The following is a 22,657-nucleotide window of genomic DNA, read 5'->3' on the forward strand; positions in this document are numbered from 1 at the left end:
ACATCTACCATTCGGAGCTCGGATCATGTCTGTTATCGCGGCTTACAACCCTGCCATCCGTGTACCCAGCGTGCAGGACTTGAAGCCCGCTGCCGAGGCCGAGGAAAAGCTGCCCGTGACCGCGCCGGCGCCTGAAACCAAGGTGATTGAAGGGGTGACGGTGACTATTTCCGCCGCAGCGTTCAAGGCGGCCGGGGCGCCCAAAAGCGCGAATGCCGATATCGACGACAGCGGCCTGGACGATAACGTCAAGCAGGTGCTGAAAATGATCCGCAAGCTGAAACAGCAGATCGCCGAGAAAATGGCTGAGCTTCAGGCGATCGCGGCAGACAAAAGCTTGACCCCGGAGCAGGCCCGGGCCAAGACCGCCAATGTGCAAGGCGCGATCAGTTCGTTGCAGGCAGGTTTGATGACGGCCCAGACCTCTCTGGCCAAAGCGATGAAGACCATGAGCGCCGATGACGCGCTCAAAGCCGCGTCGTTGTCGATGTAACTAGATCACCCGCGAAAACCGCTGCCGGTTCTGGTGCTCCAGGTACGCATCGAACACCATGCAGACCGAACGCACCAGCAGCCGTCCGGCGGGCAGCACGCGAATGCCTTGGGCATCCAGTTCGATCAGGGCGTCTTGCGCCATCGCCTCAAGTTGCGGCCAGACCTCGTCGAAATACCCGCGAAAATCGATGTTGAACGCCTGTTCGATCTGCTCGAAGGCCAGGCTGAACGTGCAGATCAACTGCTGGATCACTTCCCGACGTAAGCGGTCGTCGGTGGTGCAGATCAAACCACGGCTGGTGGCCAGTTGGGCGTTGGCCAGGGCGTTCTGATAGCCGTTCAGGTCACTGCTGTTCTGGCAGTACAGGTCGCCGATCTGGCTGATGGCTGACACGCCGAGGCCGATCAGGTCGCAATGGCCGTGGGTGGTGTAGCCCTGGAAGTTACGTTGCAGCGTGCCTTCTTCCTGGGCAATGGCGAGTTCGTCGTCCGGCAGGGCGAAGTGGTCCATGCCGATATAGCGGTAGCCGGCCTGGGTCAGTTGCTCGATGGTGGTCTGCAGCATCAGCAGCTTGGATTCCGGCGACGGCAGTTCCTCGCTGTTGATCCGTCGTTGGGGCATGAAGCGTTCCGGCAGATGCGCGTAGTTGAACACCGACAGGCGGTCCGGCTGCAGCTTGATCACTTCCTCCACGGTGCGCGCGAAGTTGATCGGCGTCTGCTTGGGCAGGCCGTAGATCAGGTCGATATTGATCGAGCGAAACTGCAGGGTGCGCGCGGCGTCGATCACCGCGCGGGTTTCTTCCAGGCTTTGCAGGCGGTTGACCGCGCGCTGCACGTCCGGGTCGAGGTCTTGCAGGCCGATGCTCACCCGGTTGAAGCCCAGTTCACGCAGCAGGCCCATGGTCGCCCAGTCGGCTTCGCGCGGGTCGATCTCGATGCTGTAGTCGCCGGAGTCGTCGTCGAGCAGATTGAAGTGCTGGCGCAGGCTGCCCATGACCTGGCGCAGTTCGTCGTGGCTGAGAAAGGTCGGGGTGCCGCCGCCGAAGTGCAGTTGTTCAACCGACTGTTTCGGGTCGAGGTGGCAGGCCACCAACTGAATCTCCTGCTCCAGGCGTTGCAGGTAGGCCTGGGCGCGGCCGCGGTCCTTGGTGATCACCTTGTTGCACGCGCAGTAGTAGCAAATGTTCGCGCAGAACGGCACATGCACATACAGCGACAACGGTCGCGTGGCCTTGCGGCTTTCGCGCAGGGCGTGGAGCAGGTCGAAGGTGCCGACCTGGCTGTCGAATTGTACGGCGGTGGGGTAGGACGTGTAGCGCGGTCCCGCCAGGTCGTAGCGGTGAATCAGATGTGAGTCCCAACGAATGGCGTCGAGCATGCGGGCATTCCCCGGATAGGCTAGTGAGCCGAGTCTAGGGGCGTGGCCGGTAGGGCATCTTGATTTGCATCAACGGGGAGCGGCGCTATGCCACATAGCCTTTTAATGGCCCATCAGCCAGTGCTGGTGCGGACCTGGCAGGGTCCAGATACCGAAAACAATCACCAGCAGGCCACCGGCCATCCGCACGCTGCGCTTGCGCAATAACGCGGTCACGCGTTCGGCCGCCAACCCGGTCGCCAGCAGTACCGGCCATGTGCCTAAGCCAAAAGCCAGCATCAGCAGCGCACTGTCCAGCGCATTACCCTGGCTGGCGGCCCACAGCAGGGTGCTGTAGACCAGCCCGCACGGCAACCAGCCCCACAGCGCGCCCAGCAGCAGCGCGCGGGGCAGGCTGGATACCGGCAGCAAACGGTTGGCGACGGGCTGTATGCAGCGCCACAGGCCGCGCCCGAGGCTTTCGATACGGGTGAGGCCGCTCCACCAACCGGCCAGGTACAGCCCCATGCAGATCAACAGCAACCCGGCGAGCACACGCATGAACAGGGCCGCCGGGCTGTTGGCCACCGCCCAGCCGGCCAGGCCGATCAATAACCCCGCAGTGGCATAGCTGAGGATGCGCCCCAGGTTGTACGCCAGCAGCAGGCGGAACCGGCGGCTGCGCTGTTCCTTGGGAATCGCCAGGGTCAGCGCGCCCATCAGCCCGCCGCACATGCCCAGGCAATGGCCGCCGCCCAGCAGGCCGAGGATCAGCGCAGAGACCAGCAGCGGCGCCAGCTCAAGCATGGGGTGGGGCTTTGGGCACGGGCGGTTGCTCGGGGCCGTTGGCTTCGTCGACGGCCGCCAGGTGGTTCGGGTCCTGGTCGTCGAACAGCACGCTGTGGGCCGGGCCGTCGAGGTCGTCGTACTGGCCGCTGTCCACCGCCCAGAAGAAGATGTAGATGGCCACGCCCACTAACAGCAGCGCCGCCGGAATCATCACGTATAGAGCTGGCATCTGCACTCCATGCCCGCGCGGCTCAAGCCGGCAGCGGACGGGTTACCAAAGGGGCGCTTCTGGCCTGCGCACTCGGCAGGCGAGTCAGGCGCAGGGCATTGAGCACCACGGTCAACGAACTGAGGGACATGCCGATCGCCGCCCAGATCGGAGTGATCCAACCGAGGGCGGCAAACGGCAGCATAAGGCCATTGTACAGTCCCGCCCACAGCAGGTTTTCAATGATCACCCGGCGGGTGCGCCGCGCCAGGGTGAAGGCTTGCACCAGGGCATCCAGGCGGTTGGACAGCAGCACCGCATCGGCGCTGGTCTTGGCCAGGTCGGTGGCCGAGCCCATGGCCACGCTGATGTCGGCGGCGGCCAGCACCGGCACATCGTTGACGCCATCGCCGAGCATCAGCACCTTGCGGCCTTCCTTGTGCAGTTGTTGCAGCACGTGGAGCTTGTCGTCTGGGCGCAGGCCGCCGTGGGCTTCATCGATACCCAGTTCAGCAGCGACGCTGGCGACCATCGGCGAACTGTCCCCCGACAGCAGCAGCGTGCGCCAACCACGCGCCTTGCAGGCGGCCAGCAGGGCAGGGGCATCGCTGCGCAGGCGGTCGTCGAGGACGAACCAGGCCAGGGCACCGCCGCCGTCGCCCAGCAGCAGCCATTGGCCGTCATCCTCCGGAGCGGCGGGAATCGGGCAACCACTGAGTGCACAAACAAACCCCGGCTGGCCGATGCGCAACTGGCGTGTGCCGACACGGCCTTCCAGGCCAAGGCCCGGGGAACTGAGCACCTCGTCGGCGGCCAGCGGCGCACGCCCGAAGGCGCGGGCAATGGGGTGTTCGGAGCGGTTTTCCAGGGCGGCGGCGAGGCCCAGGCACTGGTCGCTGTTCAGAGCGGCCAGGGGCCGGATCGCTTTCAACGCCAGGCGGCCTTCGGTGAGGGTGCCGGTCTTGTCGAAAATCACCGTGTCGATCTGGTTCAGGCCTTCGAGCACATGGCCACGGGTCAGCAATAGCCCGAGCTTGTGCAGGGTGCCGGTGGCGGCGGTGAGGGCGGTCGGCGTGGCCAGGGACAACGCGCACGGACAGGTGGCGACCAGCATTGCCAGCACGATCCAGAATGCCCGCGATGAATCCAGCTCCCACCACAACAGGCCGATCACCGCCGCGGCAATCAGCGAGCACAACAGGAACCACTGTGCGGCGCGGTCGGCGATCTGCGCCAGGCGCGGCTTCTCGGCCTGGGCCCGCTCCAGCAGGCGCACGATGGCGGACAGGCGGGTCTCGTGGCCCAGGGCACGTACTTCGACGGTCAACGCGCCTTCGACGTTCAGCGTGCCGGCGGTGACGGCATCACCGGTTTGGCGCGGCAGCGGCAGGTATTCCCCGGTGAGCAGCGATTCATCGATGCTGGAGTGGCCGTCGAGGATCACCCCATCTGCCGGCAGAACCGCGCCCGGATGCACCAGCACGCGGTCGCCCAGTGCCAGTTCGCTCAAGAGAATACGTTCGCTCTGGCCGTCACTTTTGAGGCGCAGGCATGAGGCGGGCAGCAGGTTGACCAACTGCGCGGTGGCGGCGGCCGTACGTTCCCGGGCACGGCGTTCCAGGTAGCGACCGGCCAGCAGGAACAGCGCAAACATGCCCACCGCATCGAAATACAACTCGCCCACGCCGGTGATCGCGGTCCAGATCCCGGCCAGGTAAGCCCCGCCAATGGCCAGGGACACCGACACGTCCATGGTCAGGTGACGCGTACGCACGTCGCGCATGGCGCCCTTGAAAAACGGCGCACAGCTGTAGAACACGATGGGGGTGGTCAGAAACATCGCCACCCAGCGCAGGATCACATGCAGTTCGGGGCTCAGGTCGATATTGAATTCCGGCCAGGTGGCCATGGTCGCCATCATCGCCTGGAACCACAGCAGTCCGGCGACCCCCAGCTGGCGCAGGGCCAGGCGGTTCTCGCTGGCCAGTTGCTCGGCCGCACGGTCTGCTTGATACGGGTGGGCGGCATAGCCGATATGGCGCAGTTCACTGAGCACCTGGCTCAACGGCAATTGCCCGTCGGCCCAGCGCACCTGCAGGCGATGGTTGGACAGGTTCAGCCGCGCCTCGGCCACGGCGGGCAGGCTGCGCAGGTGTTTTTCGATCAACCAGCCACAGGCGGCGCAACTGATGCCTTCCATCAGCAGGGTGGTTTCGGCGAGGTCGCCTTCGTGGTGCACGAAGGGTTTTTGCACGTCGGCGCGGTCATACAGCGCCAGTTCATCCACCAGTTGCACCGGCAGCGTCTCGGGGTTGGCCGAGGCTTCGCTGCGGTGCTGGTAATAGCTTTCCAGCCCACCGGCCACAATCGCTTCGGCCACGGCTTGGCAGCCGGGGCAGCACAGCTCGCGGCGCTCGCCGAGGATCACGGCGGTGAACCGACTGCCGGACGGGACGGGCAGGGCGCAGTGGTAGCAGGGGGTTGGGCTGGTCATGGGCGCTGCTATTTTTTCAGGTCTTCAGCACCCTGCAACGGTTCATCACCCAGTAGCAAGTCCTTGTCGTGGCTGACTTCTTCTTCCTCGAACAGGCGCCAGGTCCTGTCGCCCTCCACACCCAGCAATTCCACGAAGCGGCGGCCTTCGACCTTGTCGGTGACCTGTCCGATGTAGCGGCCCGGTTCGCTGTCGCTGCGGGTCAGGTTGATCTTGCGATCCTTCTCCGGCTGGGTCGGGGAGATCAGGTTCAGCTCCAGGGTGTTCGGGTTGCTGTAGCCGGTGAGTTGCAGCTCGACTTCGCCGGTCAGCTCATCCAGGTGCAGCTTGGCGCGCAGTTGCAGGGTCTGGGCCAGCCGTTCGCGGTCCAGGGAGCGGTTGATGCCTTTGCCGGCCTCGTAGTAGTTGTCGTTGACCAGGTTGTCCGGGTTGTTCACCGCGATGGTCACCATGGACAAGGTCAAGGTCACCGAGCAGGCCAGGATCCCAATGATGATCCAGGGCCAGAGGTGCTTGTACCAGGGGCTTGCGGCAGTGGCTACGGGCATTGTTCAGTTCTCTCGTTATCGAACTTGTGGGCCGATGAATCGGCTCTTGGCTTCAACGTGGACGCTGGCGTCATCGGCATCGGTGAGGATGAATTTCACCTCGTTGGTACTTGACGGCAGTTGCTCCGGCGCACTCGACAGCTCCACCGGCATGCTGACGATATCGCCCGCCGCCACTCTGATTTCACGTCGACCTTGCAGCTTGAGGTCCGGCAGGCCGGCGGCGTCGAGCACGTAGGTGTGATCGCGCTGGTCCTTGTTCATGATCTTCAGGCTGTAGACGTTTTCGATGCGCCCTTCGGCGTTTTCGCGGTACAGCACGCGGTCCTTGCTCACGTCGAAGCCCACCAGCGAACGCATGAAGAACGCCCCGGCCAATAGGCTGATCATCGCCAGCAACACCAGGGCATAACCGATCAGGCGTGGGCGCAACTTGTGGGTTTTCTGCCCCGACAGGTTGTGCTCGGTGGTGTAGCTGATCAGGCCGCGCGGGTATTCCATCTTGTCCATGATGGTGTCGCAGGCGTCGATACAGGCGGCGCAACCGATGCACTCGATTTGCAGGCCGTCGCGGATGTCGATACCGGTAGGGCATACCTGGACGCACATCGTACAGTCGATGCAGTCACCCAGGCCCTGGGCCTTGTAGTCGGTGCCTTTTTTACGCGGGCCACGCACTTCGCCACGGCGTGGATCGTAGGAAACGATCAGGGTGTCCTTGTCGAACATCACGCTCTGGAAGCGTGCGTACGGGCACATGTAGATGCACACCTGTTCGCGCAGCCAGCCGGCGTTGCCATAGGTGGCGAGGGTGAAGAAGCCGACCCAGAAATACGACCAGCCGTCGGCCTGGCCGGTGAAGAAGTCGAACACCAGCTCGCGGATCGGCGAGAAGTAGCCGACGAAGGTCATGCCGGTGACAAAACCAATCAACAGCCACAGGGTGTGCTTGCTGAATTTGCGCAGGAACTTGTTGGCCCCCATGGGCGCCTTGTCCAGCTTGATGCGCTGGTTGCGGTCGCCTTCGGTGACCTTTTCGCACCACATGAAGATCCACGTCCACACGCTTTGCGGGCAGGTATACCCGCACCATACGCGGCCGGCGTACACCGTGATGAAGAACAGGCCAAACGCCGCGACGATCAGGATGCCTGACAGCAGGATGAAGTCCTGGGGCCAGAAGGTCGCGCCGAAAATAAAGAACTTACGTTCCGGCAGGTTCCACCATACCGCCTGGTGGCCGCCCCAGTTCAGCCACACCGTGCCGAAGTAGAGCAGGAACAGACCGGCGCCGCCGAGCATGCGCAGGTTGCGGAACAGGCCGGTGAAGGCGCGGGTGTAGATTTTTTCGCGCGAGGCGTACAGGTCGACAGTCTTGGTGTCAGCACTGCTGGCGTTTTTGGCAGGCGGGGTAACGTCATGTACCGGTATCTGGTTGCTCATCATTGCATCCCACGGCGGTGGAGATTTGCCTCGGCCAGTACGTGCCAACCGGGGTCAAATTAAGGGTCTTGCAGTGGCGTAATGATACGCCCCTGATGGTGCTCAAAGGGTGCGACCTTTGGTCGCGTTGGGGGAAATCAATTGATGGTGTACGTGACCTGGATCAATTGACTTGGGAAGTATGGACGGTTTTCGTGGAGGAGGCGGTCATTCGTCCCAAGGATTGATCAGTGGAACGCCGCTGGATTTGAAGTCGCTGACGTTGCGCGTGACAACCGTGAGCCCATGCACCAGCGCGGTCGCGGCAATTAATGCGTCACTTTCATTGGCGCGGTCCGGCACATGCAAGTGTGCGCAACGCAACGCGACTGCCGCATCGACGGGCAGGATTCTGGCATCAAAGGCCGGCATCACATGACGCTTGAGCCAGGTTCGCAACACCTTCCCCTGAGCCGGGTCGCGCCGCTCAATGCGCAAGACCCCGGTTTCCAATTCTTTCAGGGTGATTGCCGAAATAAACATACGCGGTGCGATGACACTTTTGGCCCAGGCGACCACGTTTGCATCAGCCTGGGGTTTACGCAGTTCAGAGATTACGTTGGTGTCGAGTAGATACATCAAGAGAGGTCCACGGGTCGATGAGTGATCACGGCACGTTCGGTTTCAAAGTCGATATCGGCCGCTTCCGGCATCACCAGCAGGTCAACGATGTTGACATTGAGACCTGTCAGCTTTTGGTAGTCCTCAATGCTTAGCAGTACATGGGCAGGCTTGCCGCGATCGGTGATAAAAACCGGGCCTTGGCGAGCGGCTTTTTTGGCACCGCTTGTGTCTTGATTGAATTCGCGACTGGAAATGGTGGTGAAAGTCATGGTGCGCCTCCCCTGGAGCGGGCTGAATGTAGTTACGTTACTACTTGGCCTTGGCAAGCCACAAGCCTAAAGCTACAAGCGGTCAACGTGCTTTTCCCATGGGGGTGTCGATGCGATCTATAAAAAAGCCCCGCCTGATCACTCAGGCGGGGCTTTTGTGTGTCGGTGAGCTTTACTGCTCGTCAGCCTTCTTATCCCCATGGGACAAGCTGTAGACATACGCCGCGAGCAAGTGCACCTTGTCGTTGCCTTGCAGTTGCTCCTGCGCAGGCATCTGGCCCTGGCGGCCCCAACGGATGGTCTGCTGCAGTTGGGCGAAGCTCGAACCGTAGATGAATGCACCCGGGTGGGTCAGGTCCGGCGCGCCCATGGCGGGGGTGCCCTTGCCGGCCGGGCCGTGGCAGGCCACGCAGTTGGCGGCGAAGAGTTTCTCGCCGTTGGCCACATCGGCTTTCACGCCTTCCGGCAGCTTGCGGCCGTCGAGGTTGGTGACGACGAACGCGGCAACGTCGCTGACGCCTTGCTCCTTGAGGATGTCCAGCCAGGCCGGCATGACGGCATGACGGCCCTTCATGATGGTTTCCTTGATGGTGGCCGGTTCGCCACCCCAGCGCCAATCGGCGTCGGTCAGGTTGGGGAAGCCATAGGCGCCCTTGGCGTCGGAGCCGTGGCATACCGAGCAGTTGGAGGCGAACAGGCGACCGCCCATCTTCAAGGCTTGCGGGTCCTTGGCGACATCTTCAATCGGCATCGACGCGAATTTGGCGAAGATCGGCCCGAACTTGGCATCCGACCTGGCCATTTCCTTTTCCCATTCGTGCACGCCGGTCCAGCCGGTCTGGCCGTTGGCGAACGGGGTTTGCTTGTCGTTGTCGAGGTAGTTGTAGCCCGGCAGCAGGCCTTTCCAATTGCCCAGGCCGGGGTAGAGCACCAGGTAGCCAAGGGCGAAGATGATGGTGCCGACGAACAGCATGAACCACCACTTGGGCAGCGGGTTGTCATACTCCTCGATGCCGTCGAACGAGTGGCCGACGGTCTCGTCGGTCTGCTCGGCGCGCTGGCCCTTGCGGGTCGACAGCAACAGCCAGGTCAAGGCGAAGATGGTACCCAGGCTGAGGACTGTGACGTACAGACTCCAGAACGTAGTCATTCTTTGTTACTCCTAGAAGCTTGCTCGACGTGCTTGATGGCTTCGGGATCATCCGCAAAGGGCAACATGGTCGCGTCGTCAAACTCCGACTTGCGCCGGGGACTGAACACCCACAGCGCCAGGCCGATAAAGGCCACCATCACCACAACGGTGCCCAGGCCTCGAATCATCCCGATATCCATGAAGAATCACCGTTTGCTTTTGATGATGGTGCCCAGGCCTTGCAGGTAGGCCACCAATGCGTCCATTTCGGTCTTGCCCTTCACGGCTGCGGCTGCACCGGCGATGTCTTCGTCGGTGTAGGGCACGCCCAGGGTGCGCAGGACTTCCATCTTCTTCGCGGTGTCCTTGCCGTCGAGCTTGTTTTCCACGAGGAACGGATACGCCGGCATTTTCGACTCAGGCACCACGTTGCGCGGGTTGTACAAGTGCGCACGTTGCCAGTCATCGGAGTAACGCCCGCCGACACGGGCCAGGTCCGGGCCGGTGCGCTTGGAACCCCACAGGAACGGGTGGTCCCACACGCTTTCACCGGCCACCGAGTAGTGGCCGTAGCGTTCGGTTTCGGCGCGGAACGGGCGAATCATCTGCGAGTGGCAGCCGACACAGCCGTTGGCGATGTAGACGTCGCGGCCTTCCAGTTCAAGGGCGGTGCGCGGCTTCATGCCTTCGACCGGCTTGTTGGTCACGTCCTGGAAAAACAGCGGAACGATCTGGGTCAGGCCACCGATGCTCACGGCGATGACCATGAAGAAGGCCAGCAGGCCGATATTCTTCTCGACGACTTCATGCTTCATCAGTGGGCTCCCACAACGGCGATCTTGGCGGCGGCTTCGGCTTCTGCCGGGTCCGAGGCACGCACGGTGCGCCAGACGTTGTAGGCCATTAACAGCATGCCGCTGGCAAAGAACGCACCCCCGAGGGCGCGGACGATGAAACCAGGGTGGCTGGCTTGCAGCGCTTCGACGAAGGAGTAGGTGAGGGTGCCGTCATCGTTGATCGCACGCCACATCAGGCCCTGGGTGATGCCGTTGACCCACATCGAGGCGATGTAGAGCACGGTGCCGATGGTGGCCAGCCAGAAGTGCGCGTTGATCAGCCCGACACTGTGCATCTGCACACGGCCGAACAGCTTGGGGATCATGTGGTACAGGGCGCCGATGGAGATCATCGCTACCCAGCCGAGGGCACCGGCGTGTACGTGGCCGATGGTCCAGTCGGTGTAGTGGGAGAGCGAGTTGACGGTCTTGATCGCCATCATCGGCCCTTCGAAAGTCGACATGCCGTAGAACGCCAGGGACACCACCAAAAAGCGCAGGATCGGGTCGGTGCGCAGCTTATGCCAGGCGCCCGACAGGGTCATCATGCCGTTGATCATGCCGCCCCAGCTCGGGGCCAGCAGGATGATCGACATCGCCATGCCCAGGGACTGGGCCCAGTCCGGCAATGCGGTGTAGTGCAGGTGGTGCGGGCCGGCCCAGATGTACAGGGTGATCAGCGCCCAGAAGTGCACGATGGACAGGCGATACGAGTAAATAGGCCGTTCGGCCTGTTTGGGCACGAAGTAGTACATCATCCCCAGGAAACCGGTGGTGAGGAAGAAACCTACGGCGTTGTGGCCGTACCACCACTGGATCATCGCATCCGTCGCCCCGGCGTAAGCCGAGTAGGACTTGAACAGGCTGACCGGCAACGAGGCGTGGTTGACGATATGCAGCATCGCCGTCACCAGGATGAAGGCCCCGTAGAACCAGTTGCCCACATAGATGTGCTTGGTCTTGCGCTTGACGATGGTGCCGAAGAACACCACTGCGTAGGTCACCCAGACGATGGCCAGCAGAATCGCGATCGGCCATTCCAGCTCGGCGTATTCCTTGGTGGTGGTGTAGCCCAGCGGCAAGGTGACGATGGCGCCGACGATGACCGCTTGCCAACCCCAGAAAGTGAAGGCCGCGAGGCTGTCGGAGATGAGTCGCGTCTGGCAGGTTCGCTGCACGACATAGTAGGAGGTGGCAAACAATGCACATCCGCCGAAGGCGAAGATCACCAGGTTGGTGTGCAGCGGGCGCAGGCGGCCGAAGGTTGTCCATGGCAGACCGAAATTCAATTCCGGCCACACCAGTTGCGAGGCGATGAACACCCCGAGCCCCATGCCAAGGATCCCCCAGACCACCGTCATGATGGCGAACTGGCGGACTACCTTATAGTTATAAGCAGTCGGACTGATTGCTGTGCTCATTCTAAGGTTCCACGGTTTAGGTTTTTTTATAGGTAAAATTCGGCCGCAAGTATGTAGAAAGCAAGGGGCCATTGCAACGCAAGGCTGACCTGTGTCAATGCGTTCCACGCCAGATTCTGCGCCCTTTCCATGTTTGGCGTAAGGATAAAATCCGAAATCGAAAGCTGATCGAGTGGACAGGAAATTTCGGGGGTCGCAACGACTGTCGTCGCGTACGCCAGGATCGGTCCGCTGTGCAAGCAAGCGTAGACCCGAATGGCAGGAGGGGAAAGGTGTGCTTTGGAAGGGTGCGACACTTGGTCGCGTAGCGCGGTAGAGCTGCCGCCCCAGATTGGGGCGGCAGTCAGGTGTTACTGGGCTTGGCTTTCTGGCGTTGCGCCATCAGCGTTATGGGACAGGCTGTAAACGTAGGCGGCGAGCAGGTGCACTTTGTCATTGCCCTGCAGCACTTCCTGCGCTGGCATCTGGCCTTGGCGGCCGTGGCGAATCGTCTGCTGCAACTGCGCAAGGCTGGTGCCGTAGATGTAACCGGCGGGCAGGGTCAGGTTCGGCGCGCCCATGGCTTCCATGCCGTGGCCTTGCGGACCGTGGCAGGCCACGCAGGTGGTGTTGAACGCGGCCTGGCCAGCGGCCAGGTCGGCGGTGCTGTCCGCCGGCAATGGCAGCTTGGCCAGGTCGTGGCGCACATAGGCGGCGACGTTTTTTACGCCGTCGTCGCCGAGCATGTCACCCCAGGCCGGCATCGCCGCGTGCCGACCGTTCATGATGGTGGTCTTGATCGCTTCGGCCGAACCGCCCCAACGCCAGATGTTGTCAGCCAGGTTGGGAAAGCCGAATGCGCCCTTGGCATCCGAGCCGTGGCACACCGCGCAGTTGGAGGCGAACAGGCGACCGCCCATTTTCAGCGCCTGCGGGTCTTTGGCGACTTGTTCCACGGGCATGGCCGAGAATTTGGCGAAGATCGGTCCGAACTTGGTGTCGGCCTTGGCCATCTCCTTGTCCCACTCCTTGGCCGAGGTCCAACCGTCTTCATAGCCCGGCAACACGCCTTTCCAGTTGCCCAGGCCCGGGTAGAGAATCAGGTAGCCGACCGCAAACACCAGGGTGCCGGCGAACAGCATGAACCACCACTGGGGCAGGGGGTTGTCGTATTCCTCGATGCCGTCGAAGGCATGGCCCATGGTCTGGTCGACGCTGCCCTTGGTCTCGCCCTTGCGGGTGGCGAACAACAGCCAGGTCAGGCCGATCAGGCTGCCAATGGTCAGTACGCAGATCCATGTACTCCAGAAGGTAGTCATGGCCGGTTGCTCCTTGTTGCAGGCTCTTGGTGAGCGTCGGATGGCGAAGGTTCATCGGCGAAGGGCAGCAGGCGCGCTTCCTCGAATTCCGAATTGCGCCGGTTGTTGAATACCCACAGCGACAGGCCGATAAAGGCGATGGCGACCACCAGCGTGCCGAGGCCGCGGATGGTGCCCGCATCGAATTCAAATCCCATGGCTCACCTCTTGCTCTTGATGGCAGTGCCGAGTACTTGCAGGTACGAAACCAGCGCGTCCATTTCGGTCTTGCCCTTGAGGCTGGCCACGGCGCCACTGATGTCGTCGTCGGTGTACGGCACGCCGAGGGTGCGCATTACTTTCAACTTGGTCTCGGTGTGGCTGCTGTCGACCGCAGCCGTGACCAACCACGGGTAGGCCGGCATCTTCGACTCAGGCACGACGTTGCGAGGGTTGTACAAGTGCGCGCGGTGCCAGTCGTCCGAGTAGCGTGCGCCGACGCGGGCCAGGTCTGGCCCGGTACGCTTGGAGCCCCACAGGAACGGGTGGTCCCACACGCTTTCACCGGCCACCGAGTAGTGGCCGTAGCGCTCGGTCTCGGCGCGGAACGGGCGGATCATCTGCGAGTGGCACTGTACGCAGCCTTCGCGGATGTAGATGTCGCGGCCTTCCAGTTGCAGCGCGGTGTAGGGCTTCATGCCTTCCACCGGCTTGTTGGTCACGTCCTGGAAGAACAGCGGGACGATCTGGGTCAGGCCGCCGATGCTCACGGCGAGCACCATGAGCAGCATCAGCAGGCCGACGTTCTTTTCAATCGTTTCGTGTTTCATCACTGACTCCTCAGGCCATCTGCGCGGCATGGGCGGCTTCGACAGGTTGTGCCGAGCGCACGGTGCGCCATGTGTTGTAAGCCATCAGGAACATGCCGCTGAGGAATACCGCACCGCCCACCAGCCGCACGATGAAGCCTGGGTGGCTGGCCACCAGGGTTTCGACGAAGGAGTAGGTCAAGGTGCCGTCTTCGTTGATCGCACGCCACATCAGGCCCTGGGCGATGCCGTTGACCCACATCGAGGCGATGTAGAGCACGGTGCCGATGGTGGCCAGCCAGAAGTGCGCGTTGATCAGGCCGAGGCTGTACATCTGCTCGCGACCGAAGACTTTCGGGATCATGTGGTACAGCGCGCCGATGGAGATCATCGCTACCCAGCCGAGGGCGCCGGCGTGTACGTGGCCGATGGTCCAGTCGGTGTAGTGGGACAGCGAGTTGACGGTCTTGATCGCCATCATCGGCCCTTCGAAGGTCGACATGCCGTAGAACGCCAGGGACACCACCAAAAAGCGCAGGATCGGGTCGCTGCGCAACTTATGCCAGGCGCCCGACAGGGTCATCATACCGTTGATCATGCCGCCCCAGCTCGGCGCCAGCAGTACCAGCGACATCACCATGCCCAGGGACTGTGCCCAGTCCGGCAGCGCGGTGTAGTGCAGGTGGTGAGGACCGGCCCAGATGTACAGGGTGATCAGCGCCCAGAAGTGCACGATGGACAGGCGATAGGAATACACCGGGCGCTCGGCCTGTTTCGGCACGAAGTAGTACATCATCCCGAGGAAACCGGCGGTGAGGAAAAAGCCTACCGCGTTATGCCCGTACCACCACTGCACCATGGCATCCGTCGCACCGCCATACAGCGAGTAGGACTTGGTCAGGCTGACCGGGATTTCCAGGTTGTTGACGATATGCAGGATCGCCACGGTGATGATGAACGCGCCGAAGAACCAGTTACCGACGTAGATATGCTTGGTGTTGCGCTTCATCACCGTGCCGAAGAACACGATGGCGTAGGCCACCCAGACAATGGTGATCAGGATGTCGATCGGCCATTCCAGTTCGGCGTATTCCTTGGAGCTGGTGTAGCCCAGCGGCAAGCTGATCGCGGCCAGGAGGATGACAAGTTGCCAGCCCCAGAAGCAGAACGCGGCGATTTTCGGCGCGAACAGCTGGGTTTGGCAGGTACGCTGCACCGAGTAGAAGGAGCTGGCGAACAGCGCACAGCCACCGAACGCGAAGATCACCGCATTGGTATGCAGTGGGCGCAGGCGGCCGAAGCTGGTCCAGGGCAAGTCGAAGTTGAGCGCGGGCCAAACCAATTGGGCGGCGAGAAAAACCCCGAGCCCCATGCCGACGATGCCCCACACCACCGTCATAATGGCGAATTGGCGGACCACCTTGTAGTTATAGGCGGTACTTAAAGTAGTGTTCATGGTTCCCCATCCACGGTTCAACCCAAGCAGATGCGGCACTTGGGCTGGAGTTATAGGCAGACTGAATAGCGAGGCAAGCATGGGCAAAGAGCACAAGGCCAGTATTGACGGGGATCAATGGGCGCAGTGTGTGCGGGAACACGGTTGGCTTTGGGATGTCGCGTCGGGCGTAGCTTCCGGTGATTGCGTGACGTTGATCCTGGCCCATGGCGCCGGCGCACCGATGGACTCATCCTTCATGAACGACATGGCTGCACGCCTTGCCGGACATGGCGTCAACGTGTTGCGCTTCGAGTTTCCCTACATGGCCCAGCGCCGACTGGACGGCGGCAAACGCCCGCCCAACCCGGCGCCAAGATTGCTGGAAGCCTGGCGCGGGGTGTATGCCGAGGTGCGACGTCATGTCGCTGGGAAACTGGTCATTGGCGGCAAGTCGATGGGCGGGCGGATGGCCAGTCTTTTGGCCGATGAATTGGGCGTCGATGGGCTGGTGTGCCTGGGTTATCCGTTTTATGCGGTGGGCAAGCCGGAGAAACCACGTGTAGCGCATTTGGCCGGATTGAAGACGCCGACGTTGATTGTGCAGGGCGAGCGCGATGCACTGGGCAATCGGGCGGCGGTGGAAGGGTATGACTTGCCGCCGAGCATCGAAGTGATGTGGCTGGTGGCGGGGGATCATGATTTGAAGCCGTTGAAGGCTTCGGGGTTTGCGCATGAGCAGCATTTGGAGGCTGCGGCCGTGCAGGTGGCTGAGTTTCTCAGCGCCTGTTAGGGCCAATCGGGAGCAAGCCCCCTCCCACATTCGACCGCATTCCAAGGGATGTACGCGGTTAACTGTGGGAGGGGGCTTGCTCCCGATATCGGTCTACCGGTTGAAACGCTCGACCAACGAATACTGGGTATTCGCCGTATGCGTCAGCTCTTCACTCAACTGCGCCGAGTTCAACGCCTGCTCCGAGGTCTGATCTGCCAACAGCGCAATGGTGCTGATATTGCGGCTGATCTCTTCGGCCACCGAGCTTTGCTCTTCGGTGGCGGCCGCGATCTGGGTGGTCATGTCGGTGATATGCGCCACCGCTTCACTGATGCCCACCAATGCCTGGTCCGCCTCCATTACCCGCGCCACGCCCTCTTCGGCCTGGCGATGCCCGGTGTCCATGGTTTGCACGGCAGCGGCAGCAGTTTGCTGCAGCTTGGCGATCAGAGCATGGATCTGCCCGGTCGACTCAGCCGTGCGCTGCGCCAGTTGGCGCACTTCATCGGCGACCACCGCAAACCCACGGCCCATCTCACCGGCTCGCGCCGCTTCAATGGCGGCGTTGAGCGCCAGCAGGTTGGTCTGGTCGGCAATGCCTTTGATCACGTCGACTACGCCGCCGATCTCGTCGCTGTCCTTGGCCAGTTGGGTGACGGTCACGCCGGTCTCGCCCACGGCCACCGACAGACGCTGAATCGCCTCGCGGGTTTCCCCGGCAATATCGCGACCGCGACTGGTCAGGCGATTGGCTTCCTGGGTCGCATCGGCCGTGCGCTGCACATGGCTGGCCACTTCCTGGGTGGTCGCCGCCATCTGGTTGACCGCCGTGGCCACCTGCTCGGTTTCCACGCGCTGGCGTTCCAGGCCGCTGGAGCTGTTATGCGCCAGGGTATTGGACTGCGCCGCCTGGTCGTTGAGGTGCTCGGCAGTGTCCTGCAAGCGCGTCAGGCAGGTCTTCAGGCGTGCCTCCTGGCTGAGAATGGACATCTCCAGGCGCGCCTGGGCACCACGGCTGTCGGTGTACATCTGCGCGATCAACGGGTCGGAGGTGGTCTGCTCGGCCAGGCGCAGCAGGCGCTTGAGGCCGCGCTGTTGCCAGCTCAGGCCCAGCAGCCCCAATGGCACCGACAAACCCGCCGCCAGGGCAAAGCCCCAGTGGGAGTTGAGCGACGCACCGATCATGAAGCTCAACTGGCTGATCAGGATAAACGGCAGCCAGTCCTGCAACACCGGCAGCCACTTGTCCCGCTGGGGGACGGCCGACTTGCCCTGGTTGATGCGTTGGTAGAGCGCTTCGGCACGGCGGATCTGCTCGGCGGTGGGCTTGATGCGCACCGATTCGTAGCCGACCACCTGGTTGCCTTCGAAGACCGGCGTCACATAGGCGTTGACCCAGTAGTGATCGCCCGTCCTGCAGCGGTTCTTAACGATGCCCATCCATGGCAAGCCTTGTTTGAGCGTGGTCCACATATGCCCGAACACGGCCGCTGGCACGTCCGGGTGACGCACCAGGTTGTGCGGGGCACGCACCAGTTCGTCGCGAGAGAACCCACTGATTTCGACAAACGCGTCGTTGCAGTAGGTGATCACGCCTTTGGCATCTGTGGTGGAGATCAACCGTTGCTGAGCGGGGAAGGTACGTTCGCGCTGGGTAACGGGCTGGTTATTACGCATGATTGTTCAATCCGCAAGGCTTTCATTGGGTATCGGCGGTAACGGGGGTTTATTTAACTTATTTTTGCAACAATCGGCGGGTTGGTCATTCCTCGAGGGGATGTCAACCCGCCAGCATTGGATAGGTAAACAACCCGAAGTGAAGCAGATTCAAGCCAAAGTGCGTGGCAATCGCCGCACCCAGCCCGCCAAACCGATACGCCAGGCCATAACCGACCCCGGCGATGCCCGCCAGCAGCGCCCATTGCCACCCTGCACCCACGTGCACCAGGCCGAACAGCAGCGATGCCAGCAGCAGCGCGAGGTTTTCGCCGTAGGGCAACTGTTTGAAGCGTCGGCTCAAGCCGCCTTGAATGTAGCCACGGAACAGGGCTTCTTCCAGCAGGGTCACCAGCAACAGGTTGTTGAGTACCCACAGCCAGGCCTGGTCCGGCCATTTCGGCGCCCAACTGATCACGCCCAGCAAGGCTGCGCCACCCAGCGCGACGATGGCGGTAAGGGTCAGTACCAACGCGGTGACGCAGATCGACAGGCGCAACGAACGCCGCGCCACAATCCACGGGCAGGCCAGCAGCAACCAGAAACCAATCAGCGGCTTGTCCTGGTTCAGGTACATCGAGAACGGCACGGCATCAGGCGTAAATCGCTGCGGGTCAATGCCGCGACCGTTATAGAACCCCGGCAGCCAGTGCATCGCCAGGCCTAGCGCCAACACGACAAACAGCCCGTGACCCAGGTAACGCGCCCACGGCGTGCGCTGCTGGCGTACGGCATGGCCGGCGATCAACAGCAAGGCGACGGACACCAGCGCCAGTACGCCCAGTTTCCCGTAGGCCAAGGCCAGCAGATAGCCGATGGAAAGAAGCGCCAGGTACAGCCAGGGCAATGGGAGCATGGGGGAATCCTTGGAAAATACCGGTCGGCATTATAGCGACGGCCCGCGCCCCGAAACGTGAAAACGCCTCCCCGCAAAAGGGCTTGGGCAAGTGATTGCAAAACATGTCATCGGCTGGTTATAGTCCTCGCGTCCTTATCCCTTCAAAAAGATCAGCACATGCCAGCTTCCCTGCGCATAGCGGTAGTCGATTCAGCGGTCAACGCTGTGCGCGTGCCGTGCGCGAACAAGCAGCCTGCGCAGATCAGTCACTACCCCCCACCTGTCAGTAGCACGCCGGTGTACGCAGTCGTATCACCGCCGGGTGTTGGCATTTCGGGCTGATCGGCACGTTGCTGTGCCCGCTCTGCCTGCCTGAAAAAAAACTACTGAATTTCAGCCTCTGCGGCTGAATCGGCTTTTTTTGCCTGATTACAGGTGGTAACCATGTCCGTTCTTTCGAAACACTCCGTGGCCGCGGCGGCCTCGACGAGCCTGTTTGTCCTGCTGTGGAGCAGCGGGGCGATCTTCTCCAAGCTGGGCCTGGCCCATGCTTCGCCCTTCGCCTTCCTGCTGATCCGTTTTGCCATCGCCCTGGCGGGGCTCGTGATCCTGGTGCCGGTCCTGCGGTTGAAACTGCCGCGTCCCGGCAAGCCCCTGTTGTACGCGGCGGCAACCGGGTTGGTATTGCTGGGGGCCTATCAGATTTTCTATCTGCTGGCCCTGGACCTCAGCGTCACCCCAGGCGTCATGGCGACCATCATGGGGGTGCAGCCGATCCTCACCGTGGTGCTGATGGAGCGCCAGCGATCCTGGCGCCGGATGTTCGGCCTGAGTCTGGGCCTGGCCGGGCTGATCATGGTGGTCTACCAAGGCATCGGGCTGGCGGGCATGTCCCTGGCCGGGATGCTGTTCGGGCTGCTGGCCCTGGCAAGCATGACCTTCGGCTCGATCATGCAAAAGCGCATCACCGACAACCCCCTTGGCACCCTGCCGGTGCAGTACCTGGCGGGGCTGCTGTTGTGTTCGGTGTTTGTGCCGTTCCAGCCGTTCCACGTTGAACACACCGCCGGCTTTTACCTGCCGGTGCTGTGGATGGGCCTGGTAGTGTCGTTGCTGGCAACGCTGTTGCTGTACCGCCTGATCGCCCGGGGCAACCTGGTGAATGTCACCAGCCTGTTCTACCTGGTGCCAGCGGTGACGGCGGTGATGGATTACCTGATCTTCGGCAATCGGCTCGCGATGCTGAGCCTGTTGGGGATGGGCTTGATCATCATTGGGCTGGTCTTCGTGTTCCGCAAAAACTGATGCCCCCCGTAGGTGCCGGCCAGCCGGCGCCTACGGTTTTCGAGGCCGCAATACCAGCCACAACGCCCCGGCAATCAACACGCCGCCATATAAATGCGCCATCGATAAGGGCTCGTCGAGCAACAACGCCCCCCACAACACGCCGAACGGCGGGATCAGGAAGGTGGTGGTCATCGACCTCACCGGCCCAATCGCGGTGAGCAGCCGGAAGTACAACACGTACGCAAACGCCGTACACACCAGCCCCAACCCCAGCAGCGACGACCAGACCTGCCACCCACCCCAGCTCGCAGGCGGATGGCTGATCGCGCTGTAGGCAAATAACGGCAGCAGAAACAGCGTCGCGCCCAGCATGCTGCCCAGGGCCGCGAGACGACTGTCCAGCCCGCCACGCTGGTCCAGCCAGCGCCTGGCGAGGAACCCGGCAAAGCCATAACAGGTGGTAGCCAACAGGCAAGCCAGTGCGCCCATCAATAATTCCAGGTCAAACGCCACCGGTCCCGCACGGGTCAGCACGCCTACACCGAACAGACCCAGGCACACCCCGGCGATCTTCGACGGGGTGAGGCGTTCGCTGAAAAACAGCCCGCCAATCAACACCCCCATCAACGGCGTGGTGGCATTGAAGATCGCCGAGTAACCCGCCGGCAGCACCTGGGCGGCCACCGAATACATGGTCGCCGGGATCCCCGAGTTGATCACCCCCAGCAACAGGACCGTCTTGAACTTGCCCTGGAAATCCCAGTTCACCCGCGCCATCGCCAGGATCACCAATAGCCCGGCGGCGGCAATCGATACGCGGAAAAATGCGGTCGGCAGCGTGCCGATTTCCGGCGCGATGATGCGCATGAACAGAAAACTCGCGCCCCAGATGGCGGCGAGCCCCAGCAGGTAAAGGGTGTCAACGGGCCTCACGGAACACTCCTACATCAATAAGGCCGCGAGTGTTGCACGCCGCCTTCATTGATTACAGGACAAACCGCGTCACCAGCCCATTCAGGTCCACCGCCAGCCGCGACAGTTCCTGGCTGGCGGCCGAGGTCTGGGTGGCGCCGGCGGCGGTCTGGGTGGACAGGTCGCGGATGTTCACCAGGCTGCGGTCCACATCGCGCGCTACCAGCGCCTGTTGCTCGGCGGCGCTGGCGATCACCAGGTTGCGCTGGCTGATCTGCGAGATGGCGGCGGTGATTTTTTCCAGGGCACTGCCGGCGCTGTTGGCCCGTTGCAAGGTCTGGCCGGCATGCTCGGCGCTGCTGTTCAGCGCCTCGACGGTGGCCTGGGTGCCTTGCTGGATACCGGTGATCATCTGCTCGATTTCTTCGGTGGAGTCCTGGGTGCGCTGTGCCAGCGAACGCACCTCGTCGGCGACGACCGCGAACCCACGCCCGGCTTCACCGGCACGCGCCGCTTCAATCGCGGCGTTGAGCGCCAGCAGGTTGGTTTGCCCGGCAATGCCGCGAATCACTTCCAGCACCTTGCTGATGTCCTGCGCTTGCAGCGCCAGGCCTTCGGCCTTGTTCGAGGCGCCGAGCACTTCGTCCACCAGGTTCTGGATCGAGCTGATGGTTTCGCTGATCTGGTAGTGGCCGTGCTTGCTGTCTTCATCGGAAGCCTGGGACGCCTCGGCGCTGGACACCGCATTACCCGCGACCTCGTCCACTGCCGTGCTCATCTCGGTCACGGCGGTGGCAGCCTGCTCGATTTCATCGTTCTGCGCCTGCAGGCCGCGCGTGCTTTGTTCCATCACCGCGCTCATTTCTTCGGCGGCGGAAGCCAGTTGCTGCGCCGATTCGCTGATGCCTCGGATGGTGGTCTGCAGCTGCGCTTGCATGGTCGCCAGGGCGCTCAGCAATTGCGCGGGTTCGTCATGGCCGTGCACCACGATCGGCTGGCTCAAGTCGCCGGCGGCGATGGTGCGCGCCACGTTCAGGGCCTGGCCGATCGGCGCGGTGATGCTGCGGGTCAGCAGCCAGGCCAGCAGCAAGGTGGCGATCAGTGCGACTGCGATAATCAGGCCGACAATCCACTGTGCGCTCGAATACATCTGTGCGGCCGAATCGGCCGCCGCTTCCACGCCGTTCTGGTTAAAGACGATCAGGTTTTCCAGGCTCTGGCTCAGGATCGTGCCCTGGGGGGCGAGGCGGCTGACGAGCAGGTCGAGGGCGTCTTGCTGTTGATCCTTGTCCACCAACGCAACCATCTGCCCGACGATGGCCAGGTATGTCGCGACATTGGCCTTGAGGGTTTTCAGCAGTTCGCGCTCTTCGTCATTGCTCAGCAAGGTTTCATGGCGCTCGAGCAGGGCTTGCAGTTCGCTGCTGGTGCGGGTGATCAGGCCTCTGCTGGTCTCACGCACGCGAGACTCGTCGGTGCTCACCAGGCGCAGGGACTCCAGGCGGACAGTGGCCACCAAGGCTGCGCTGTCATGGATATTCTCGATGCTCGGCATCCAGGTTTGTTCAATGACCAGCGCGCTTTCCCGCAGCTTGGCCATCTGGCCCAGGCCAAACATTCCCACAATCACCAGCAAGCTGGCCAAAACCCCAAAACTCAGACTGGCACGCAGACCGATCCTCATATTCCTCAATGACATCTCAATGCTCCTTGGGCGATTAGAACCTGCTCCCGGGTCGGTCTTCGGACCTTGTTAGGGTGGGAGAGGGCGCGCTATATATCAAAGTGCCATCAAGGTAGTAATCGGGGTTTCCCTTAGTTGGATCCAAAGCCCTATGGAGGACCCGCGGCCGTTCTGGTTGGCGGTTTTTCGGCTTCTACCTGCCAGGCCACGGCGCTCAAGGCCTGTGGATCAAACGCGGATCGACTGTGAGGTGCGTTTATTGACCGAGCGGTCGAATTAAAAAATTGAAAATAAATGTACGAAATGAACGGAGCTGTACAAGTCAG

General features: G+C 62.2%; 23 protein-coding genes. 3 read left to right on the plus strand and 20 right to left on the minus strand.

Annotated elements, in window-relative coordinates:
* The first annotated feature begins 25 nt into the window (after nucleotides 1–25).
* On the plus strand, nucleotides 26–493 hold the full coding sequence (locus tag F6S08_RS11490) for a hypothetical protein (RefSeq protein ID WP_083221141.1): 468 nt from the start codon (nucleotides 26–28) through the stop codon (nucleotides 491–493).
* On the opposite strand, the gene hemN is transcribed toward F6S08_RS11490, so the two are convergent.
* The 16 genes from hemN to ccoN (F6S08_RS11570) form a co-directional block, all read right to left on the minus strand.
* Nucleotides 494–1,876, minus strand: a complete 1,383-nt coding sequence (hemN, locus tag F6S08_RS11495; RefSeq protein WP_074847450.1) for an oxygen-independent coproporphyrinogen III oxidase — start codon at nucleotides 1,874–1,876, stop codon at nucleotides 494–496.
* 102 nt (nucleotides 1,877–1,978) lie between these two features.
* On the minus strand, nucleotides 1,979–2,662 hold the full coding sequence (locus tag F6S08_RS11500; protein ID WP_065924744.1) for a sulfite exporter TauE/SafE family protein: 684 nt from the start codon (nucleotides 2,660–2,662) through the stop codon (nucleotides 1,979–1,981).
* Nucleotides 2,655–2,873, minus strand: coding sequence for a cbb3-type cytochrome oxidase assembly protein CcoS (ccoS, locus tag F6S08_RS11505; protein WP_065924743.1), 219 nt, complete (start codon nucleotides 2,871–2,873; stop codon nucleotides 2,655–2,657). Before ccoS ends, F6S08_RS11500 begins: the two co-directional genes overlap by 8 nt.
* Nucleotides 2,874–2,895: 22 nt before the next feature.
* Complete coding sequence (locus F6S08_RS11510; protein WP_315871606.1) at nucleotides 2,896–5,346, minus strand: heavy metal translocating P-type ATPase; 2,451 nt, start codon at nucleotides 5,344–5,346, stop codon at nucleotides 2,896–2,898.
* A gap of 8 nt (nucleotides 5,347–5,354) precedes the next feature.
* Nucleotides 5,355–5,894, minus strand: a complete 540-nt coding sequence (locus F6S08_RS11515; RefSeq protein ID WP_065924741.1) for a FixH family protein — start codon at nucleotides 5,892–5,894, stop codon at nucleotides 5,355–5,357.
* A gap of 15 nt (nucleotides 5,895–5,909) precedes the next feature.
* Complete coding sequence (gene ccoG / locus F6S08_RS11520; protein ID WP_027603729.1) at nucleotides 5,910–7,337, minus strand: cytochrome c oxidase accessory protein CcoG; 1,428 nt, start codon at nucleotides 7,335–7,337, stop codon at nucleotides 5,910–5,912.
* Nucleotides 7,338–7,544: 207 nt separating this feature from the next.
* Entirely contained in the window at nucleotides 7,545–7,955 is a 411-nt protein-coding gene (locus tag F6S08_RS11525; protein WP_053132925.1) for a type II toxin-antitoxin system VapC family toxin, read from the minus strand.
* Nucleotides 7,955–8,209, minus strand: coding sequence for a type II toxin-antitoxin system Phd/YefM family antitoxin (locus F6S08_RS11530; protein WP_315871607.1), 255 nt, complete (start codon nucleotides 8,207–8,209; stop codon nucleotides 7,955–7,957). The genes F6S08_RS11525 and F6S08_RS11530 overlap by 1 nt, the downstream gene beginning before the upstream one ends.
* 172 nt (nucleotides 8,210–8,381) lie before the next feature.
* Entirely contained in the window at nucleotides 8,382–9,359 is a 978-nt protein-coding gene (gene ccoP / locus F6S08_RS11535; protein WP_065946875.1) for a cytochrome-c oxidase, cbb3-type subunit III, read from the minus strand.
* Nucleotides 9,356–9,541: a CcoQ/FixQ family Cbb3-type cytochrome c oxidase assembly chaperone gene (locus F6S08_RS11540; RefSeq protein WP_003193169.1), complete on the minus strand. Its 186-nt coding sequence runs from the start codon at nucleotides 9,539–9,541 to the stop codon at nucleotides 9,356–9,358. The genes ccoP (F6S08_RS11535) and F6S08_RS11540 overlap by 4 nt, the downstream gene beginning before the upstream one ends.
* Nucleotides 9,542–9,547: 6 nt before the next feature.
* Nucleotides 9,548–10,156 (minus strand): cytochrome-c oxidase, cbb3-type subunit II, encoded by a 609-nt coding sequence (gene ccoO / locus F6S08_RS11545; protein ID WP_003193167.1) that lies wholly within the window; start codon nucleotides 10,154–10,156, stop codon nucleotides 9,548–9,550.
* Entirely contained in the window at nucleotides 10,156–11,598 is a 1,443-nt protein-coding gene (gene ccoN / locus F6S08_RS11550; RefSeq protein ID WP_027603733.1) for a cytochrome-c oxidase, cbb3-type subunit I, read from the minus strand. The genes ccoO (F6S08_RS11545) and ccoN (F6S08_RS11550) overlap by 1 nt, the downstream gene beginning before the upstream one ends.
* A gap of 350 nt (nucleotides 11,599–11,948) precedes the next feature.
* Nucleotides 11,949–12,896, minus strand: coding sequence for a cytochrome-c oxidase, cbb3-type subunit III (ccoP, locus tag F6S08_RS11555; protein ID WP_065924736.1), 948 nt, complete (start codon nucleotides 12,894–12,896; stop codon nucleotides 11,949–11,951).
* A complete protein-coding gene (locus tag F6S08_RS11560) occupies nucleotides 12,893–13,093 on the minus strand; it encodes a cbb3-type cytochrome oxidase subunit 3 (RefSeq protein WP_065924735.1) in 201 nt (66 codons plus the stop codon). The genes ccoP (F6S08_RS11555) and F6S08_RS11560 overlap by 4 nt, the downstream gene beginning before the upstream one ends.
* A gap of 3 nt (nucleotides 13,094–13,096) precedes the next feature.
* Nucleotides 13,097–13,705, minus strand: a complete 609-nt coding sequence (gene ccoO, locus F6S08_RS11565; protein WP_017735321.1) for a cytochrome-c oxidase, cbb3-type subunit II — start codon at nucleotides 13,703–13,705, stop codon at nucleotides 13,097–13,099.
* A 10-nt stretch (nucleotides 13,706–13,715) separates the two neighbouring features.
* A complete protein-coding gene (gene ccoN / locus F6S08_RS11570; RefSeq protein ID WP_315871608.1) occupies nucleotides 13,716–15,140 on the minus strand; it encodes a cytochrome-c oxidase, cbb3-type subunit I in 1,425 nt (474 codons plus the stop codon).
* 79 nt (nucleotides 15,141–15,219) lie between these two features.
* On the opposite strand from ccoN (F6S08_RS11570), the gene F6S08_RS11575 reads away from it, so the two are divergent.
* Nucleotides 15,220–15,912, plus strand: coding sequence for an alpha/beta family hydrolase (locus tag F6S08_RS11575; protein WP_137212091.1), 693 nt, complete (start codon nucleotides 15,220–15,222; stop codon nucleotides 15,910–15,912).
* A gap of 93 nt (nucleotides 15,913–16,005) precedes the next feature.
* On the opposite strand, the gene F6S08_RS11580 is transcribed toward F6S08_RS11575, so the two are convergent.
* Together F6S08_RS11580 and F6S08_RS11585 are read right to left on the minus strand one after the other, a co-directional pair.
* Nucleotides 16,006–17,571 carry a methyl-accepting chemotaxis protein gene (locus F6S08_RS11580; protein WP_137212092.1) on the minus strand — a complete coding sequence of 522 codons (1,566 nt, stop codon included), beginning with the start codon at nucleotides 17,569–17,571 and terminating at the stop codon, nucleotides 16,006–16,008.
* Between the two features lie 103 nt (nucleotides 17,572–17,674).
* Nucleotides 17,675–18,466 carry a CPBP family intramembrane glutamic endopeptidase gene (locus tag F6S08_RS11585; RefSeq protein ID WP_315871609.1) on the minus strand — a complete coding sequence of 264 codons (792 nt, stop codon included), beginning with the start codon at nucleotides 18,464–18,466 and terminating at the stop codon, nucleotides 17,675–17,677.
* 426 nt (nucleotides 18,467–18,892) lie between these two features.
* On the opposite strand from F6S08_RS11585, the gene F6S08_RS11590 reads away from it, so the two are divergent.
* A complete protein-coding gene (locus F6S08_RS11590) occupies nucleotides 18,893–19,753 on the plus strand; it encodes a DMT family transporter (RefSeq protein WP_065924724.1) in 861 nt (286 codons plus the stop codon).
* Between the two features lie 30 nt (nucleotides 19,754–19,783).
* On the opposite strand, the gene F6S08_RS11595 is transcribed toward F6S08_RS11590, so the two are convergent.
* Nucleotides 19,784–20,668, minus strand: coding sequence for a DMT family transporter (locus tag F6S08_RS11595; RefSeq protein ID WP_065924723.1), 885 nt, complete (start codon nucleotides 20,666–20,668; stop codon nucleotides 19,784–19,786).
* A gap of 52 nt (nucleotides 20,669–20,720) precedes the next feature.
* Nucleotides 20,721–22,346: a methyl-accepting chemotaxis protein gene (locus F6S08_RS11600; protein WP_065946869.1), complete on the minus strand. Its 1,626-nt coding sequence runs from the start codon at nucleotides 22,344–22,346 to the stop codon at nucleotides 20,721–20,723.
* Nucleotides 22,347–22,657 lie beyond the last annotated feature (311 nt).

Origin of the sequence: Pseudomonas sp. JV449 (assembly GCF_032424295.1) — a bacterium.
In the GTDB taxonomy this organism is placed as follows: domain Bacteria; phylum Pseudomonadota; class Gammaproteobacteria; order Pseudomonadales; family Pseudomonadaceae; genus Aquipseudomonas; species Aquipseudomonas marginalis.

Bases quoted from the DNA above. Each gene is read 5' to 3' on its own strand.
- ccoO (WP_003193167.1), bottom strand. From the start codon at position 10,156: ATGAAGCATGAAGTCGTCGAGAAGAATATCGGCCTGCTGGCCTTCTTC.
- F6S08_RS11580 (WP_137212092.1), bottom strand. From the start codon at position 17,571: ATGCGTAATAACCAGCCCGTTACCCAGCGCGAACGTACCTTCCCCGCT.
- ccoN (WP_315871608.1), bottom strand. From the start codon at position 15,140: ATGAACACTACTTTAAGTACCGCCTATAACTACAAGGTGGTCCGCCAA.
- F6S08_RS11585 (WP_315871609.1), bottom strand. From the start codon at position 18,466: ATGCTCCCATTGCCCTGGCTGTACCTGGCGCTTCTTTCCATCGGCTAT.
- F6S08_RS11500 (WP_065924744.1), bottom strand. From the start codon at position 2,662: ATGCTTGAGCTGGCGCCGCTGCTGGTCTCTGCGCTGATCCTCGGCCTG.
- ccoS (WP_065924743.1), bottom strand. From the start codon at position 2,873: ATGCCAGCTCTATACGTGATGATTCCGGCGGCGCTGCTGTTAGTGGGC.
- ccoN (WP_027603733.1), bottom strand. From the start codon at position 11,598: ATGAGCACAGCAATCAGTCCGACTGCTTATAACTATAAGGTAGTCCGC.
- F6S08_RS11560 (WP_065924735.1), bottom strand. From the start codon at position 13,093: ATGGGATTTGAATTCGATGCGGGCACCATCCGCGGCCTCGGCACGCTG.
- ccoG (WP_027603729.1), bottom strand. From the start codon at position 7,337: ATGAGCAACCAGATACCGGTACATGACGTTACCCCGCCTGCCAAAAAC.
- hemN (WP_074847450.1), bottom strand. From the start codon at position 1,876: ATGCTCGACGCCATTCGTTGGGACTCACATCTGATTCACCGCTACGAC.
- F6S08_RS11575 (WP_137212091.1), top strand. From the start codon at position 15,220: ATGGGCAAAGAGCACAAGGCCAGTATTGACGGGGATCAATGGGCGCAG.
- F6S08_RS11490 (WP_083221141.1), top strand. From the start codon at position 26: ATGTCTGTTATCGCGGCTTACAACCCTGCCATCCGTGTACCCAGCGTG.
- F6S08_RS11510 (WP_315871606.1), bottom strand. From the start codon at position 5,346: ATGACCAGCCCAACCCCCTGCTACCACTGCGCCCTGCCCGTCCCGTCC.
- F6S08_RS11590 (WP_065924724.1), top strand. From the start codon at position 18,893: ATGTCCGTTCTTTCGAAACACTCCGTGGCCGCGGCGGCCTCGACGAGC.
- F6S08_RS11600 (WP_065946869.1), bottom strand. From the start codon at position 22,346: ATGTCATTGAGGAATATGAGGATCGGTCTGCGTGCCAGTCTGAGTTTT.
- ccoO (WP_017735321.1), bottom strand. From the start codon at position 13,705: ATGAAACACGAAACGATTGAAAAGAACGTCGGCCTGCTGATGCTGCTC.
- ccoP (WP_065924736.1), bottom strand. From the start codon at position 12,896: ATGACTACCTTCTGGAGTACATGGATCTGCGTACTGACCATTGGCAGC.
- F6S08_RS11540 (WP_003193169.1), bottom strand. From the start codon at position 9,541: ATGGATATCGGGATGATTCGAGGCCTGGGCACCGTTGTGGTGATGGTG.
- F6S08_RS11515 (WP_065924741.1), bottom strand. From the start codon at position 5,894: ATGCCCGTAGCCACTGCCGCAAGCCCCTGGTACAAGCACCTCTGGCCC.
- ccoP (WP_065946875.1), bottom strand. From the start codon at position 9,359: ATGACTACGTTCTGGAGTCTGTACGTCACAGTCCTCAGCCTGGGTACC.
- F6S08_RS11525 (WP_053132925.1), bottom strand. From the start codon at position 7,955: ATGTATCTACTCGACACCAACGTAATCTCTGAACTGCGTAAACCCCAG.
- F6S08_RS11530 (WP_315871607.1), bottom strand. From the start codon at position 8,209: ATGACTTTCACCACCATTTCCAGTCGCGAATTCAATCAAGACACAAGC.